We start from the raw sequence: 15,477 nt of genomic DNA on the forward strand, positions 1-15,477 counted from the left end.
AGCAAGGCCCGTCCGCGCTCCATCCGAGGTCAGGCGGCACTTTCTGACACAAAGGCGCAAAGTACCCTATAACCTCTCCTCCATGACCGGATCCCTGCTCGAGGTGATCGCGCTCAACGTGCGCGACGCCGTGGCCGCCGAACAGGGCGGAGCCGACCGGCTGGAGGTCGTCGCCGACATGGCGGCCGACGGATTGTCCCCCTCCCCGGAGACGGTTGCCGCGATCGCCGCGGAATGCCCCCTGCCCCAGATGGTGATGCTCCGCTGCGACGCCGGCTTCGCCGCCGACCCCGACGTGCTGGCCAGGCTCAGCCGCGACGCCAAGGCATTGGCGCAGGCGGGTGCGGCGGGGTTCGTGTTCGGGTTTCTCGACGGCGGGGGAGCCGTCGACCTGGCCGCCACCGAGGCGCTCATCCACGCCGTCTCCCCGCTGCCGTGGACGTTCCACCGCGCCGTGGACCACGCCGCCGACGTCCAGGCAGCCTGGCGGGCGGTTCGGCTGCTGCCGAACCTGGCCACCGTGCTCACCTCGGGCTCGCCCAGCGGCGTGGGGGACGGCCTGCGGGTGCTGAAGACGCGCGCCGACGCCGGTGACGCCTCCATCGTGCTGGCCGGCGGCGGCCTGAAGCCGGTCCACGTGCCAGCCCTGCTCGACTACGGCATCCGCGCCTTCCACGTCGGCACGGCGGTGCGAGGCAGCTGGTCGGACCCCGTCGACTGGCGCCTGGTACGCCAGTGGCGGGCCCTCGTCGAACGCGACTGAACCCGGGCAAGCGACAGCGGGGTCAGGGGAGTGCCGCGTCCGCGCGACGCAGCGCGGCACTCAGCGTGCGGATCGTGGCAGGCTCGTCCATCACGCCGCCCCCGGCCGAGCGCCGCTCCTCCCAGGCTCGCACCCGCTCCTGGTAGGCGTCGTACCTGGCCAGATGGAAGGCGTAGACGGTGGCGAAGCGGCTCACCAGATGCGACGGGTGCATGTCCCAGCCCTGGTAGAACCCGTAACGCAGGGAATGCCTGACGAGCTCGGCGTGCCGCCGCCACAGGGCGTGCACGTCGCTCGTCAGCTCGGAGGCGGGCGAGGCCGCCAGCGACCCGTCCGACAGCTCCACCCCCGTCTCCGCGAACGCCGTCTGCATCACGTGCCGCGCGTGGTCGCAGGCCGGATGGTCGAGCCGCTGCTCGTGCGGCGGCAGCCCGATCGCGGCGGTGTAGTCGAAGACGCCGAAGTGCGCCGCCGCCAGGCGCCCGCCCAGTGACTCGTTCAGGTCCCCGCGCAGGAACGGCAGCGTCTGCGGCGCCTCCACCTGCATCTCGAACCGCAGCCGCACCCCGAACTCGGCCTCCAGCTCCGCCAGCACGGCCGCGAACTGCCCGAGATAGGCCTCCATCAGGACCTTTGGGAAAGTTACCGTGAAACCGCCCGGAAGCTCCCCCGCTCGCGTGATCACCCCGGCCAGCAGCGTACGCAACGTGCGCACCGACCGTTCGGGATCGCCGTCGGCGAACGACTTCACCCGGGGACCCCAGCGCCGCGGCAGCGTCCCGGCCGCGTACATCGAGGCGACGGCCTCGGCGGCCCGCTCCGCGTGCTCGTCCTCGACGGCACCAGGACGCACGCCGTAGCCGTCCTCGAAGTCGACGCGCAGGTCCTCGACCGGCTCGGTGGACAGCTTGCGCAGCACCCGCTCGTGCACGGCGGCGCCCAGCGCACCCGGCACGCCGAACACCTCGGTCAGCTCGTCGGGCCCGGACAGGTGCGCCTTGACCAGGGCGAGCGCGTGATCGCCCCACTCCTGGACGGTACGCGCGGAGAACCGGTCGGCGGGCACGTAGACGGTGTGCACCGGCTGCCAGCCGGGCGTGGTCATGGGGTATCGGGCCTGCTGCAGCCGGTAGGTCCCAGCGAAACCCTCAGGGACGGCAGGCACGGAGCATGGCCTCCAGACCGACGAGCTTGACGCGCTCGCCCCGGTTGAGCGACTGGGCGAGCTCGGCCTCGGCGGCCTCGATCGCCAGCCATTCCTCGTACGTCACCGGCCGCACCCCCCGCTCGGCCAGCACCGCGTCGATGCCGGGCCCCTCGGCCCGCGCCCCGCCCGCGGAGTCGGCCAGGAGCGTGCGGACAGTCTCGGCCGCGTCTGACTTGTTCGTGCCGATCACCCCGGTGGGCCCGCGTTTGAGCCAGCCTGCCACGTATTCGCGCTCGCGCACCCGCCCGGCCTCGTTCGGGACGGTCATGGTCGCCTCGGAGAACGGCACCCCGGGCAACGGCACGCTCTGGTAGCCGACCGAGCGCAGCACCATGCCGACCGGCAGCGTCTCGTACACGCCGGTCCCGACCACGCGCCCCTCCTCCGACAGCCGGGTGCGCTCCAGCTTGATCCCCTCGACCCGGTCGGCGCCGAGGATCTCGACCGGGCGCATCCAGAAGCGCACGTCGAGCCGGCGCGGCCGGCCCACGGGCTCGCGGCCTGCCCACTCCTGGAGGATCTTGATGTTGCCCTGCACCTGGCGCGAGAAGTCGGCGCCCAGGACGACGGCCTCCTCGGGCCGCACGCAGACGTCGGCGTTGGCCAGCTCGCCCAGCTCGCGCAGCTCCTTCAGGGTGAACTTGGCATGCTCGGGGCCGCGCCGGCCGATCATGTGGATGGCCTTGACCTGGCTCGCCTCCAGGCGTTCGAGCACCTCGTGGGGCACGTCCGTGGCGCGCAGCTCCTGCGAGGTCTTGGCCAGCACGCGTACGACGTCCACCGCCACGTTGCCGACCCCGATCACCGCGACCTCGGAGGTGTCGAGCGTGAACCGGCCGGGATCGACGTCGGGATGCCCGCAGTACCAGTTGACGAAGTCGGTCGCCGCCACGCTGCCCGGCAGGTCCTCGCCGGGGATGCCGAGCTTCCTGTCGACCATCGCTCCCGTGCAGTAGACCACCGCGTCGTAGGCGCCGAGCAGGTCGTCCACCGACAGGTGCGCGCCGAGCGTGACGCCGCCGAGGAAGCGCACCTCGGGCAGCTCCAGCACCCTGCGCAGGTAGTTGGCGATCGACTTGATCGAGGTGTGGTCAGGCGCCACGCCGTATCTGACCAGCCCGTACGGAGTCGGCAGCCGCTCCAGGACATCCACCTCGACCGGTTCCGCCGACTGCTTGACCAGTGCCTCGGCCGTGTAGATGCCTGCTGGGCCCGACCCGATGACCGCCACGCGCAACGCCACGTCGCCTCCCTATGCCGGTGATCGTGCACCACGGGACGTGCGTCCCACCAGATACAACCGGCCAGTGTGATCGATGTATCCCCGGTCGCCGGTACGGATGAACCCGTGTCCGGCGATTACCGCATGATCGGGGCTCTTGCCAACGTAGCCGCTCATCACCGCGCCGGTGGGGAGAAGCACCTCACCTTGTCAGCCAGGCGCGTCTATCGGGGGCGTAATGCCAGCTTGTCCACCTTTCCGTTCGGGTTCGTGGGCAGCGCGTCCAGCACGGTGATCGTCTTGGGCACCTTGTAGCCGGCCATGTTGGCCCTCGCCCACGCGAGCAGGGCCTCGGGGTCGGGTTTCTGGCCGGGCCGGGGGACGACGTAGGCCAGCCCGGCCTCGCCCGAGACCGGGTCGGGCACGCCCACGACCGCGGCCTGCGCCAGCGAGCCCTCCCGCAGCAGCAGCGATTCGACCTCGGCGGGGGAGACGTTGAACCCGTTGACGATGTAGAGCTCCTTCTTGCGGTCCACGATCGCGAGGTTGCCGGCCTCGTCCAGGACGCCGACGTCGCCGGTGTGCAGCCAGCCGCCGGCGTCGACGACCTCGGCCGTCCTGTCGGGGTCGTCCCAGTAGCCGCGCATCACGCCGTAGCCGCGCTGGAGGATCTCGCCGCGCTCGCCGGGCGCGACCTCCTTGCCGTCGTCGTCCACGATCTTCACCTCGATGCCCGGCACGGGCCTGCCGGTCGTCGCGGCGACCACCTCGATCGGGTCGCCGGCCCTGGTCATGGAGACGACCGTGCCCTCCATCAGCCCGTACGCGTTGATCATGCGTTCCAGCCCGACCCGCTCGACCAGCCGCGTGATCAGGCTCGCCGGCACGGCGGCCGCCCCGCAGATGGCCACCCGCAGCGACGACACGTCCCAGGAGCCCCGGTCCAGCTCGTCCAGCACCCGGTGGAAGAGCGTGGGCGGCCCGGCCAGCACCGTGACCCGCTCGGAGGAGATCAGCGACATCAGCGACTCCGGCGCGAACACCGGGATCGGCACCATCGTGGCCCGGCGCAGCACGCAGGCCACGAGCCCGGCGTTCAGCCCGAACCCGTGGCTGAACGGGGCGATCACCGGATAGCGGTCGTTCTCGTCCAGCGTGACGATCTCCGACCAGTCCCAGTAGCCGCGCAGGACCTGGGAGTGGTCGATCATGACGCCTTTGGGGGTGCCGGTGGTGCCCGAGGTGGACATGATCTCGCACAGGTCGCCCGGCAGGACCGACAGCGCCCGCTCCTCAGCCGCCTCGGCGGAAACCGCCCTGGCAGACACCGCCCTGGCAGACACCGCCCTGGCAGAAACCGCCTCTGCGCCGGCGCCGAGGAGATCCGGCGCCGCGCCCAGGTCGCCCGAGGTGAGGACGTGGAGCAGACCGGGCAGCGGGGGCAGCAGCTCCGCCGGCCGGGGATCCGCCGGCCCCGCCCCCGCGATCAGTACCTTCGCGCCCGTCTTCTCGATCAGCTGGGCGGCCTCGATCCCCTTGTAGCGCGCCGACAGCGGCACGATCACCGCGCCCGCGTCCCAGATCCCGAACGCGTGCGTCACCCAGGCCGCCGAGTTCACCCCCCACATCGCCACCCGGTCACCGGGGGCCACGCCGAGCGCCATCAGGCGGCGGGCCACGCCGGACGCCCGCTCCCTCAGGTCCGCCAGCGTCAGCCGCGGGCCGTCCCGCTCGGCGACCACGACGGCGCCGGGATGCCGTTCGGCCTGGTCACGTAGCATGCGGGGGAGCGTCCCCCAGTCCGGCATCGATCCCATCGGCTGCCCCTTCTCAGGCGAGCGCGCTCCGGTCCCTTCCCAGGTGGTGGCCGCGTGCGTCGGCGACGGCGCCGGGCGTCGCGGTCTCCGAGATCTCGGGGGCGATCTCCACGGCGATCGAGACGGGCGTGAGCGCGCGTACGGACTGCTCGATCCGCGCCTTCCACATGGGGTTGCCGACCAGGCTCTCCCGGCCGAACGTCACCGTCAGCACGGCCGTGTCCAGCGTTCCATGGCGGCTCACGGCCAGCTCCCACCCGGTCACGCCGTCGATCTTCGACAGCGCCCTGTCGACGCGCGGCAGCGCCAGCCACACGCCTCTGACCAGCACGTGCTCGCCCACGGTGTGGGCCGGCGCGGGGATGGCCGAGCCGGACGTCCCGGCCACCAGGCCGGTCCGCAGCACGGCGTCGCCGAGCGTGGAGTGCGCGTGCGGGGTGACGACCAGCTCCGCCAGCCCGGCGGCGGGGTCGGCCGCGTCGTCCCTGGCCAGGGCCGCGGTCCCGAGCAGGCCGTCCACGAGCGGTTTGAGCGGATCCTCCTCGGCCGTCCGCCACGCCAGCGCGCCGCCGCCGAACGGGCTGGCCAGCACCTCCGTGACCGTGGCGCCGAACTCGCCCGCCAGGTGCCCGAGCGTGCGCTTGGAGGCGATCTCCCCGGTCAGGACGATGCTCCTGAGGCCGAGGTCCAGCGGGTCCAGCAGGAACTCCAGATGCAGGCGGGCCAGGAGGTCCATCGCGCCCGTCGGGGTGGCGACCAGCGTGGTCGCCTTGAGCGCCGACAGGGCGTGGTGCAGCCGCATCCGCCCGCGCGGGCCCACGGACGCCGCCGCCGCGGCCACGTCCGCCGCCGCCGCGGTCCACAGCGCCCCGGCCGGCTCGGCGAGCGCCACCACCACCCGGTCGCGGTCACCCACCCCCGCTTCCCGAAGCGCAGCCCCGGTCAGCTCGGCGGCGGCCGCCCGGTCGCCGGGACCGAGGGGCAGGACGCTCGACACGTCGGGAGAGACCAGCAGCAGGCCGGTGGCGGATCCCGCGGCGGACCCGAGGTCGTCGCGGGTCAGCCAGCGCGCCATCAGCGCATCACGTCCTTCATGAACAGGGTGATCGAGTCGCACACCCGTTCGTGCGCCAGCCCGCCCACCTGCGCCTGGATGATCAGATCGGTCGCGCCCGCCTCGGCGATCCTGGCCAGCGCCTTGCGCGAGCCCTCGACGTCGTCCACCACCACCATCAGGTGCTCGCGCAGCGTGGCCATGGACTCCTCGGGCGGCATCCCGGCCGCCAGTTGCCCGAGCACGCGGTGCGTGGCGTGGCGGGCGTCGTAGTAGTCGGGCGGGGTGACGAGGTTGACCTGACGCCGGATGTACCACAGGACGGCGTCGGCGGCCGTGGCGGTGGCCTCGTCCCTGGTGGGGGCCACGAACCAGGGGATCATGAGCGCGACCCGGCGCGTGGCGGGGTCGAAACCGTGCTCCGCCAGACACTCCCGATATTTCGCGATGTCGGCGGCGACGTCGTCGATGCCCTTGAGCATCGTCATGCCGAGCAGGTTGTACCCGCGCCGGGCGGCGGCCAGGTAGCCCTCCAGGGAGGTCGAGGCCACCCACACCGGCGGATGGGGCCGCTGGGCCGGGCGCGGATAGACGGCCACGTCGGGGATCTCGAAGAACTCGTTCGACCGGCTGACCGGCTCGCCGTCGGCCTCCCAGATGGCGAGCGTCGCCTCCAGGGAGTCCTCCCAGATCTGCCGCGACTTCTCGAACGGCCGCTGGAACGCCTGGTACTCCAGCGGGGAGGCCCCGCGCCCGGTGCCGAAGTCCACCCGGCCGCCGCTCAGCACGTCCAGCGTGGCCACGCGCTCGGCCGTGCGGATCGGGGACTGGAACGGCAGCAGCACCACCCCGAGCCCGAGCCTGATGCGCTCGGTGCGCTGGGAGATGGCGGCCAGGACCAGATCGGGGGCGGAGGAGTGGGAGAAGCCCCTGGTGAAGTGGTGCTCCACGAACCAGGCCGCCTCGAAGCCCAGCCTGTCGCCCAGGACGACCTGGTCGATCACGTTCTGGAACGCCCGCTGTTCGACCTCGCGGGTGCGGCCGCGGACCTCCAGTTCGTACCCCAGGCTGATCCGTAGGGACGTCATCGCGCCTCCGGCGTTATAGGAAACCAAGCGCTCGCTTGGTAGAGCGTATCAGCGGCAAAGACTTGCGGGAAGGGCGCGGCGGCGATCAGAGTGATGCTCGTGAAGCGAAAGCACGCGTTGCGGCGGCCGAAGAGCGGCACGCCTTCCGACCACGGCGACGGGCTCTCGCTCACCGAGGCCCGCCGGTACGAAGCATTCGGCAGGGTGATGGCCGCGCTGGCCGCCGAGGCCGACTTCATCGAGTCGTGCCGCGACCTGACCTGGTGGCCCGGCGCCGACCACGGCTGGCACATCGAGTGGCGCGACGGCCCCTTCGCGTCCGAGGTGGCTGATCTGCTCGCCGAGCAGGTACGCGACCCCGCCTACGACGACTCGCTGGTCACCGGGGCAGGGCCGGCCGGTGCGGGGTCGGCCGTGCTCGACGTGATGGGCGTGCGGTTCGAGCTGCGCGCGATCGACCCGATGGGACGGGCCGGCGTACGCGCCAGGCCCGGCTTCTGGCGCCTGACCGAGGCCCTCGACACCACCCGCCGCACCAACACCCGCCACCCCTGGGAAGAACTCCTCGGCGGCTGACCCCGAGGACGCGGCTCATGCGCCGCCGATCGAGGCCCGGCTCCCTGCCGCCGCCCCGGCTTGTGGCTTCCGGCTCAGGCGCCGTCGAAGACGTGCGCGGCGAGGCGGGCGCGATGCGCCTGCGGCGGGCCGAACAGCTGCGCGTCCGACGTCGCCCGCTTGAAGTAACGATGCGCGGGATGCTCCCAGGTGATCCCGATCCCGCCGTGCACCTGGATGTTCTCCCCGGCCGCCGTCAGGTACGCCTCCGTGCAGTACGACCCCGCGACCGCCGCCGACACCTCGTCCTCGGCCGCCGCCCCCGCCGCCGACCTGGCCGACTCCACCAGGAGCAGCAGGTCGGCCAGCTTGTGCTTGATCGCCTGGAACGACCCGATCGGCCGCCCGAACTGGTGCCGCCGCAGCGCGTGCTCGACCGCCATGTCCAGGCACCGCTGCGCCCCGCCCACCTGCTCGGCCGCCAGGGCGGCGATCCCGAGGTCGCGCACGCGGGCCCACGAGCCGCCGTCGCCCAGTCGCCGGACCGGGGTGTCGCGGAAGGAGAGCCGCTGCAGCGGCCGGCTCTCGTCCATCGTCCGGTACGTCTCCCGCTCCTCCGGCACCGCCTCGACCAGCGATCCGCCGGCGTACAGGAGCACCAGCTCACCCTCCAGCGCGTACGGCACCACCCCGGTGAGCAGGCCGCCCTCCAGCCTGAGCTCGCCGTCGCCCGGCAGCACCACGGTCGCCGTCGTCTCCCCGCCGGCCAGCGCCGTCAGCACCCCGTCCGCCCCGCACGCCCTGGCCGCCTCGACGGCCATGACCGCCGACTGCAGGAAGGGGTGAGGGGACAGCGCGCGTCCGAGCTCCTCGGCCACCGCGGCCATCTCCGCCGGGCCGCAGCCCGCGCCGGCGTACTTCTCGGGAACGAGCAGCCCGGCGATCCCGACGTCGTCCGCGAACGCCCGCCATGAGGCGGCGGGACGGGCGTCGAGATAGTCGCGGACCACGGCGCGGAGATCGTCGGCGAGCGTCACGTGCTCCACCATAACCAAGCGATTGCTTGTTTTGGAATGCGGATGACCGAAATTTGCCTTTTCTGTAGGGTTACATAGTCTGATTGCGGTTATCCCCAGATTTAGCCGGTGAGGGGTTGACCAGGGAATCGGAGATGAACAACACCACCATCGACTACGTCGACTTCGCCGAGTACGACCGGCGACAACGTGCCATCGAACGGCACCTGGTGACGGCCTTCCTGGGTGGACTGGTCGTCGGAGTGCTGGGAATGCTGCTTTCCGGGATCGGTCCGCGATGGTTCGGGCAGATCTACGATCCTTACGTCTATCTCGCCCTCTCCCTCGCCGTGGGCGTGAGTGCTTCCGGGTTCGGCTGGGCGCTGGTGACCACGTTCCTCGCGGCGGTCTCCACGCTGGTCGCCGCGCTCGGCGCGACCGCCTTGAGCGGCGACGAGGCCTTCGACGTCATCGGCGGCAGCGCCGTCGGGCTCAACTGGACGCTCGGCCTGCTCGTCGTGCTGGGCCTGCTGGCGTACGTCACACGCAGAGACGACGGCTGGGGCGACGTGGCCGCGGGCGCGATCGGAGCCGCGCTGATCACCGACGTGGTGGACCGCTGCACCCCCGGCTTCATCGACAGCGACCAGTCGTTCTGGCCGGGACCCGCGGTGTCGGTCGCGCTGCTCGCCCTGGGCCTGGTGTTCTTCCTGCGCAGGAACGCGGGCGGACGGGTGCGCGCGCTGGCCATGTCGGCGGTGTTCGCGGCGCTGTTCACGTTCTGCCTCGCGGCCTTCGTGGCGGGCTGGTTCCCCTTGGCCGCCTGATCCTTTCCGCACCGTCTTCTGCGCCGTCTTCCGCGTCGTTTTTCTGGCCGTCTTCTGGGCCGTCTTCTGGGCCGTCCGAATCCTCCCGTGCCCCCACACGGGATAAGCCCGAGCGCGGCGCTCCTCCGACTCGATAGCCTGTAGTCCTTCACATCCAGGTTCGAGCAAGGAGTAGCCGTGTTGCTGCGCATGTCGTCGTTGTTTCTTCGCACCCTGCGGGACGACCCGGCAGACGCGGAAGTCCCGAGCCACAAGCTCCTGGTCCGCGCCGGCTATGTCCGCCGCGTGGCCCCCGGCATCTACTCCTGGCTCCCGCTCGGCAAGATGGTGCTGGAGAACGTCGCGAGGATCGTCCGCGAGGAAATGAACCGCATGGGCGGCCAGGAAGTGCTCTTCCCCGCGCTGCTGCCCCGCGAATACTACGAGGCGACCGGTCGCTGGACCGAATACGGCGACACGCTCTTCCGTCTCCAAGACCGTAAGGGCGCCGACTATCTGCTCGGTCCCACGCACGAGGAGCTCTTCGCCGACATGGTCAAGAGCGAATACTCCTCCTACAAGGACTATCCGGTCACCCTTTACCAAATTCAGACCAAATATCGCGACGAGGCGCGGCCCCGGGCGGGCATCCTGCGCGGCCGCGAGTTCCTGATGAAGGACTCCTACTCCTTCGACCTCGACGACGACGGGCTCAAGCGCTCCTACGAGCAGCACCGTGAGGCCTACATCCGCACGTTCGACCGCCTCGGCATCTCCTACAAGATCGTCTTCGCCACGTCCGGCGCCATGGGCGGCTCGGCCTCCGAGGAGTTCCTGGCCCCCACGCCCACCGGCGAGGACACGTTCGTGGCCTGCCACTCCTGCGGCTACGCGGCCAACGCCGAGGCCGTCGTCACCACCGCGCCCGCCGCCCGTCCCGTCGAGGACGCGGCGCCGCTGCGGGTCCTCGACACGCCCGACACCCCGACCATCGAGTCCCTGGTCAGCCACGTCAACGAGCACCACGGCCTGTCCGTCACCGCCGCAGACACGCTCAAGAACGTCGTCGTCAAGGTGACCACGCCCGGCTCCGACAAGGTCGAGACGCTGGTCGTCGGCGTGCCCGGCGACCGCGAGGTGGACTTCAAGCGCCTTGAGGCGTCGCTGGCGCCTGGCGAGCCGGCCATCTTCGAGGCCGCCGACTTCGCCAAGCACCCGGGTCTCGTCCGCGGCTACATCGGCCCGCAGGTCCTGCGCGAGCTCGGCATCCGCTACCTCGTCGACCCCCGCGTCGTCACCGGCACCTCCTGGGTGACCGGCGCCAACGAGCCCGGCAAGCACGCCGTCAACGTGGTCGCCGGCCGCGACTTCACCCCCGACGGCACGATCGAGGCCGCCGAGGTGCGCGCCGGCGACCCGTGCCCCCGCTGCGGCGCCGAGCTGTCCATCGACCGGGGCATCGAGATCGGCCACATCTTCCAGCTCGGCCGCAAATACGCCGACGCCGCCGGCCTCGACGCGCTCGGCCCCGACGGCAAGCCCATCCGCGTCACCATGGGCTCCTACGGCATCGGCGTCTCGCGCGCGGTGGCCGTCATCGCCGAGCAGGCCCACGACCAGCTCGGGCTGGTGTGGCCGCGCGAGGTCGCGCCCGCCGACGTGCACATCGTCGGCACCGGCAAGGAAAACCAGGTGGAGGCCGCCCTGGAGCTGGGGGCCGAGCTGGAGTCGCGCGGCTTGCGGGTCCTGGTCGACGACCGGCCGCAGGTCTCGCCCGGCGTGAAGTTCAAGGACGCCGAGCTGCTCGGCCTGCCCACGATCGTGGTGGTCGGGCGCGGGCTCTCGCAGGGCGTGGTGGAGCTGCGCGACCGGGTGACCGGCGAGAAGTCGGAGATCCCCCTCGCCGAGGCCGCCGACCGCGTGATCGCCGCCACCACCTGACCCGCCACCACCTGACCCGCCACCACCTGACCCGCCACCACCTGACCCGCCACCACCTGACCCGCCACCACCTGACCCGCCACCGCCTGAGCCGGCACAGCCTCAGCCCGCCCGGCACACATGCTCGCCGGGCGGGCCAGGTGGATCAGGCGACGGGCAGGGGAGACTTCGACCGCCGCCGTACGACCACCGGCCCGACCAGGCACGCCACCGCGACGAGCAGGATCACCAGCGACACCGGCCGCGTCACGAACACCGTCGGATCCCCTTCGCTGAAGGCCAGCGCCCGCCGGAACTGCACCTCCATCAACGGCCCCAGCACCGCCCCCAGGATCAGCGGCGCCACCGGATACCGGGCCCGGTGCAACACCCACCCCAGCAGCCCGAACCCGTACGCGATCAGCACCTCGAACACGCTCTGCGAGATCGAGTAGACGCCCAGGGTGGCGAACGTCAGGATCGCCGCCGTCAGCAGCGCGGGCGGGACGCTCAGCAGCTTCACCCACACCCGGATCAGCGGCAGGTTCAGCACCAGCAGCATCACGTTGCCGATGTAGAGGCTGGCGATCAGCGTCCACACCAGCACTGGCTGCTGGTCGAAGAGCTGCGGCCCGGGCTGCACGTTGTAGATCTGGAACGCGATCAGCAGCATGCTGGCCGTCGCCGAGGTCGGGATGCCCAGTGTGAGCAGCGGCACCAGCACCCCGGAGAACGCCGCGTTGTTGGCCGCCTCAGGCCCCGCCACGCCCTCGATGGCCCCCTGCCCGAATTCCTCCTTGTGCTTCGACAGCCGCTTCTCGACGTTGTAGCTCAGGAACGTGGGCAGCTCGGCCCCGCCCGCCGGCAGCGAGCCGATGGGCAGCCCGAACAGCGTCCCGCGCAACCACGGCCGCCACGACCGCCGCCAGTCCTCCCGCGTCATGCCGACCCTGCCGTCCACGGTGACGGGCGCCTGCGCGGGCCGGTGCCGGGCGGCCGCCGTGGAGACCGCCTCGGCCACCGCGAACAGCCCCACCGCGACCGCCACCACCGACAGCCCCTCGTACAGCTCGGGCACCCCGAAGGCGAAGCGCGGCTGGCCGGTCATCTGGTCGATCCCGACCAGGCCGATCGTCAGCCCGACGAACAGGCTCGACAGCCCCCGTACGATCGAGTCGCCCATCAGCGAGGTGACCGTCACGAACGCGAGCACCATGATCGAGAAGTACTCGGCCGGCTGGATCAGCTTGGCGATGTTCGACATGCCGGGAGCCAGGAACGTGATGACGACCGTGGAGATCGTGCCGGCTACGAACGAGCCGATGGCCGCCGTCGCCAGCGCCGCCCCCGCCCGGCCGCGCCGGGCCATCGGATAGCCCTCCAGCGTGGTCGGGATCGAGGCCGTCTCGCCCGGGATGTTGAGCAGGATCGCGGTGGTCGAGCCGCCGTACATGCCGCCGTAGTAGATCCCGGCGAACATCACGAACGCCCCGACGGGGTCGAACACGAAGGTCAGCGGCAGCAGCAACGCGATCGTCGTGGCGGGCCCGAGCCCCGGCAGCACGCCCACGAGCGTGCCGACGGTGACCCCGAGCATGGCCAGCAGCAGGTTCTGCAGGCTCAGCGCGTGGCCGAACCCGTCGAGCAGGTTGCCCAGCACGTCCATCTCAGAACGCCAATCTGATCAGGCCCGGCGGCAGCGTGATGCCGAGGAGCCGGTCGAACAGGAAGTACGTGGCCAGCGCCAGCACCAGCCCGGCGAGCACGTCGCGCACCAGCCGCCGGCTGCCCAGGACCCTGGCCACGGCCACGAAGAACAGGGTCGTGGCCTGCCAGTAGCCCGCGGGGACGAGCAGCAGCGCGTACGCGGCCAGCGCCCCCAGCAGCATCAGCACCGACGGCCAATGCGTCTCGCCGTCCTCAACCGACGCGTCCTCACCAGGCGCGACCTCGCCCGACGTGTCCTCACCCGACGCGACCGAGCCCGCCGCGACCTCGCCCGGGGTGGAGCCGGGCCGGAAGGCCTGGATCACCCCGATCACCGACACCACGGCCAGCCCCACCCCCACCAGCAGCGGGAACGCACGCGGCCCCACCGTCTGGTACCCGGTGCCCTGGGGGATGGAGAAGGCCTGGGCCAGCACGACCACGGCCGCCGCCAGGAAGCCGAGCGAGACGATCCGCTGCGTCACTTGCCGAGCCCCAGCTCACCCAGGATGGCGGTGACCTGCGTCCGCTGCTCGGCCAGCACCTTGCCGAACTCGTCGCCCGGCTTCCAGTCCTCGGTCCAGTTGTTGCGCTTGAGCACCTGCTTCCAGCACGACGACTGGCGGACCTTGTCGATCAGCCCGATCACGTCCTGCTGCTGCTCCTTCGACAGCCCGGCCGGGGCCAGCACGCCCGCCAGCGTGGAGACCGCCTCGTCGGCCAGGCCCAGCTCCTTCATGGTCGGCGCGTCGATGCCGGGCACCCGCTGCTCGGAGTCGACCGCCAGCACCCGGAGCGCGCCCGCCTCGATCTGCGGTCGCAGCTCGGCCACGGTGTCGATGCCGACCGTGGCGGCCCCGCTGAGCAGCAGGTTCATGGACTCGCCGCCACCGGCGGTGGGCACGAAGTTGATCTCCTTGGCGGCGATGTCGCGGCCCTTGGCCAGCCCGGCCACCGTCATCTGGCCGGGGCCGCCGAGCGAGCCGCCGGTCCACTTGACGCTGTGCGGCTTGGCCTGCATCGCGTCGAGCAGCGCCTTCAGGTCCTCGTACGGGGACTTCTCGGCCACCACGATGGCGCTCGGCCCCCGGCTCAGCCCGGCCACCGGCGTCAGCGTGGACAGGTCGACCGGCGACTTGTTGTTCACGATGCCGCCCAGCATGGTGACGCTGTCCATGACCATGAGCTGGTAGGGGTCGCCGTTCCGCTTGGCGAACTGCGCCAGCCCGATGGTCCCGCCCGCGCCCGGCACGTTCGTGACCGTGGCGTCCACGTCGGCCACCTTGCACTCGCCGAGCGCGCTCGCGATGCCGCGCGCCCGGGTGTCCCAGCCGCCGCCGGGACTGCCCGGCGCCATGATCGACAGGGCCTTGCTCGGGTACTCGCCGCCCGCGTCGGCGCTCTCGCCCACGGCGCAGCCGCCACTGAGCGTCACGGCCGCCGCGACGGCGGCCACCAGCCTGATCTTCATGATGACTCCCGGGGGGTGAGGATCGATGCGAAGAAGTCCTTGACGGGGCCGAGCACCTGCATCGGCTCGTGCCCCACGCCCGGCACGACGTCGAACCGCACGCCGATGCCGTGGGCCTCGAAGTCGTCGCGCAACGCCGTCAGCCGTTCGAGCCGCGTCACGCCGTGGGCGTCGGCGCCGTCCATCCAGTTGGAGTCGCCCTGGTTGTTGATCTCCCAGGTCTCCACGTCGGCGCTGCCCACGACCATCTGGACCGGCACGTCCCGCAGCTCCCCGATCCTCGGGGCGCAGCCGAACTCCTCCTCGAACCCCTTCAGCCCGATCCACCAAGGGCTGTCGGGATCGATGTACGTTATCCGCCCCGGCGCCCCGATGGACAATCCGGACAGACGGCCGGGGTGCAGGTAGGCGAACCGGTGCACGAACTGCCCGCCGCCGGAGAAGCCGTGCAGCAGGAACTTCTCCGTCCGTACGTTGAAGCGCTCGCCGACCTCCTCGACCATGGCCAGCAGGGCCAGGTCGAAGCGGATGCCGTCGTACCGGAGGAACTTGAAGTTGTGCAGGTCCTGGGGGTCGTCGCCGATGCCGGCGGGGAAGAGCGGCGCCAGCACCAGGCAGTCGTGCTCCTCGGCCCAGCCGGCGAAGTTGTCGCGGTACTGCGGTCCGCGCCGCCCCGTCCCGTGCTGCAGGACGGCCATCGGCAGGGGAGCGCCGTCCGGGTCGTGGGCGGACGGCACGTACAGGCAGTAGGAGAATCTCTGGTCGTATCTCGACGCGAAGACGGTCGTCGCGCCCGCCGAATAGAAGCCCGTCGGATGCTTGACCACGTGCAGTGCCTCAGCCATGAGGCG

14 protein-coding genes are annotated in these 15,477 nt (G+C 71.5%); 4 read left to right on the forward strand and 10 right to left on the reverse strand.

Features of this window, described 5'->3' with window-relative positions:
• The first annotated feature begins 82 nt into the window (after positions 1 to 82).
• Positions 83 to 763, forward strand: coding sequence for a copper homeostasis protein CutC (locus AB0C28_RS14515; protein ID WP_357837652.1), 681 nt, complete (start codon positions 83 to 85; stop codon positions 761 to 763).
• A 22-nt stretch (positions 764 to 785) separates the two neighbouring features.
• Here AB0C28_RS14515 and AB0C28_RS14520 read toward each other — a convergent pair whose 3' ends face one another.
• From AB0C28_RS14520 to AB0C28_RS14540, 5 genes are all read right to left on the reverse strand, one after another.
• Positions 786 to 1,928, reverse strand: coding sequence for an aldolase (locus AB0C28_RS14520; protein WP_357837649.1), 1,143 nt, complete (start codon positions 1,926 to 1,928; stop codon positions 786 to 788).
• Entirely contained in the window at positions 1,912 to 3,213 is a 1,302-nt protein-coding gene (locus AB0C28_RS14525) for an FAD-dependent oxidoreductase (protein ID WP_357837646.1), read from the reverse strand. Before AB0C28_RS14525 ends, AB0C28_RS14520 begins: the two co-directional genes overlap by 17 nt.
• Before the next feature lie 203 nt (positions 3,214 to 3,416).
• Positions 3,417 to 4,973, reverse strand: coding sequence for an AMP-binding protein (locus AB0C28_RS14530; protein ID WP_358074639.1), 1,557 nt, complete (start codon positions 4,971 to 4,973; stop codon positions 3,417 to 3,419).
• 49 nt (positions 4,974 to 5,022) lie between these two features.
• Positions 5,023 to 6,084, reverse strand: a complete 1,062-nt coding sequence (locus tag AB0C28_RS14535; RefSeq protein WP_358074642.1) for a hypothetical protein — start codon at positions 6,082 to 6,084, stop codon at positions 5,023 to 5,025.
• Positions 6,084 to 7,151 (reverse strand): LLM class flavin-dependent oxidoreductase, encoded by a 1,068-nt coding sequence (locus tag AB0C28_RS14540; RefSeq protein WP_358074644.1) that lies wholly within the window; start codon positions 7,149 to 7,151, stop codon positions 6,084 to 6,086. Before AB0C28_RS14540 ends, AB0C28_RS14535 begins: the two co-directional genes overlap by 1 nt.
• A 93-nt stretch (positions 7,152 to 7,244) precedes the next feature.
• Between AB0C28_RS14540 and AB0C28_RS14545 the strand changes: the two genes are divergently transcribed.
• Positions 7,245 to 7,727, forward strand: coding sequence for a hypothetical protein (locus AB0C28_RS14545; RefSeq protein WP_357837635.1), 483 nt, complete (start codon positions 7,245 to 7,247; stop codon positions 7,725 to 7,727).
• A 74-nt stretch (positions 7,728 to 7,801) separates the two neighbouring features.
• Here the strand turns inward: AB0C28_RS14545 and AB0C28_RS14550 are convergent, their stop codons facing one another.
• The gene (locus tag AB0C28_RS14550) at positions 7,802 to 8,743 is read right to left on the reverse strand and encodes an acyl-CoA dehydrogenase family protein (protein ID WP_358074647.1); all 942 of its coding nucleotides are present in this window, start codon (positions 8,741 to 8,743) and stop codon (positions 7,802 to 7,804) included.
• 134 nt (positions 8,744 to 8,877) lie between these two features.
• On the opposite strand from AB0C28_RS14550, the gene AB0C28_RS14555 reads away from it, so the two are divergent.
• Both AB0C28_RS14555 and AB0C28_RS14560 read left to right on the forward strand, forming a co-directional pair.
• Positions 8,878 to 9,549, forward strand: a complete 672-nt coding sequence (locus tag AB0C28_RS14555; RefSeq protein WP_358074650.1) for a hypothetical protein — start codon at positions 8,878 to 8,880, stop codon at positions 9,547 to 9,549.
• 177 nt (positions 9,550 to 9,726) lie between these two features.
• Positions 9,727 to 11,469, forward strand: a complete 1,743-nt coding sequence (locus AB0C28_RS14560; RefSeq protein ID WP_358074653.1) for a proline--tRNA ligase — start codon at positions 9,727 to 9,729, stop codon at positions 11,467 to 11,469.
• 145 nt (positions 11,470 to 11,614) lie between these two features.
• On the opposite strand, the gene AB0C28_RS14565 is transcribed toward AB0C28_RS14560, so the two are convergent.
• The 4 genes from AB0C28_RS14565 to AB0C28_RS14580 are packed head-to-tail and all read right to left on the reverse strand — an operon-like array spanning position 11,615 to position 15,471.
• Positions 11,615 to 13,114, reverse strand: coding sequence for a tripartite tricarboxylate transporter permease (locus AB0C28_RS14565; RefSeq protein WP_357837626.1), 1,500 nt, complete (start codon positions 13,112 to 13,114; stop codon positions 11,615 to 11,617).
• A gap of 1 nt (position 13,115) precedes the next feature.
• Positions 13,116 to 13,640: a tripartite tricarboxylate transporter TctB family protein gene (locus tag AB0C28_RS14570; protein WP_358074655.1), complete on the reverse strand. Its 525-nt coding sequence runs from the start codon at positions 13,638 to 13,640 to the stop codon at positions 13,116 to 13,118.
• Positions 13,637 to 14,626, reverse strand: coding sequence for a tripartite tricarboxylate transporter substrate binding protein (locus tag AB0C28_RS14575; protein WP_357837622.1), 990 nt, complete (start codon positions 14,624 to 14,626; stop codon positions 13,637 to 13,639). Before AB0C28_RS14575 ends, AB0C28_RS14570 begins: the two co-directional genes overlap by 4 nt.
• Complete coding sequence (locus tag AB0C28_RS14580; protein ID WP_358074658.1) at positions 14,623 to 15,471, reverse strand: hypothetical protein; 849 nt, start codon at positions 15,469 to 15,471, stop codon at positions 14,623 to 14,625. Before AB0C28_RS14580 ends, AB0C28_RS14575 begins: the two co-directional genes overlap by 4 nt.
• Positions 15,472 to 15,477 lie beyond the last annotated feature (6 nt).

It is taken from the genome of Nonomuraea sp. NPDC048892, from assembly GCF_040649735.1.
GTDB lineage: Bacteria > Actinomycetota > Actinomycetes > Streptosporangiales > Streptosporangiaceae > Nonomuraea > Nonomuraea maheshkhaliensis.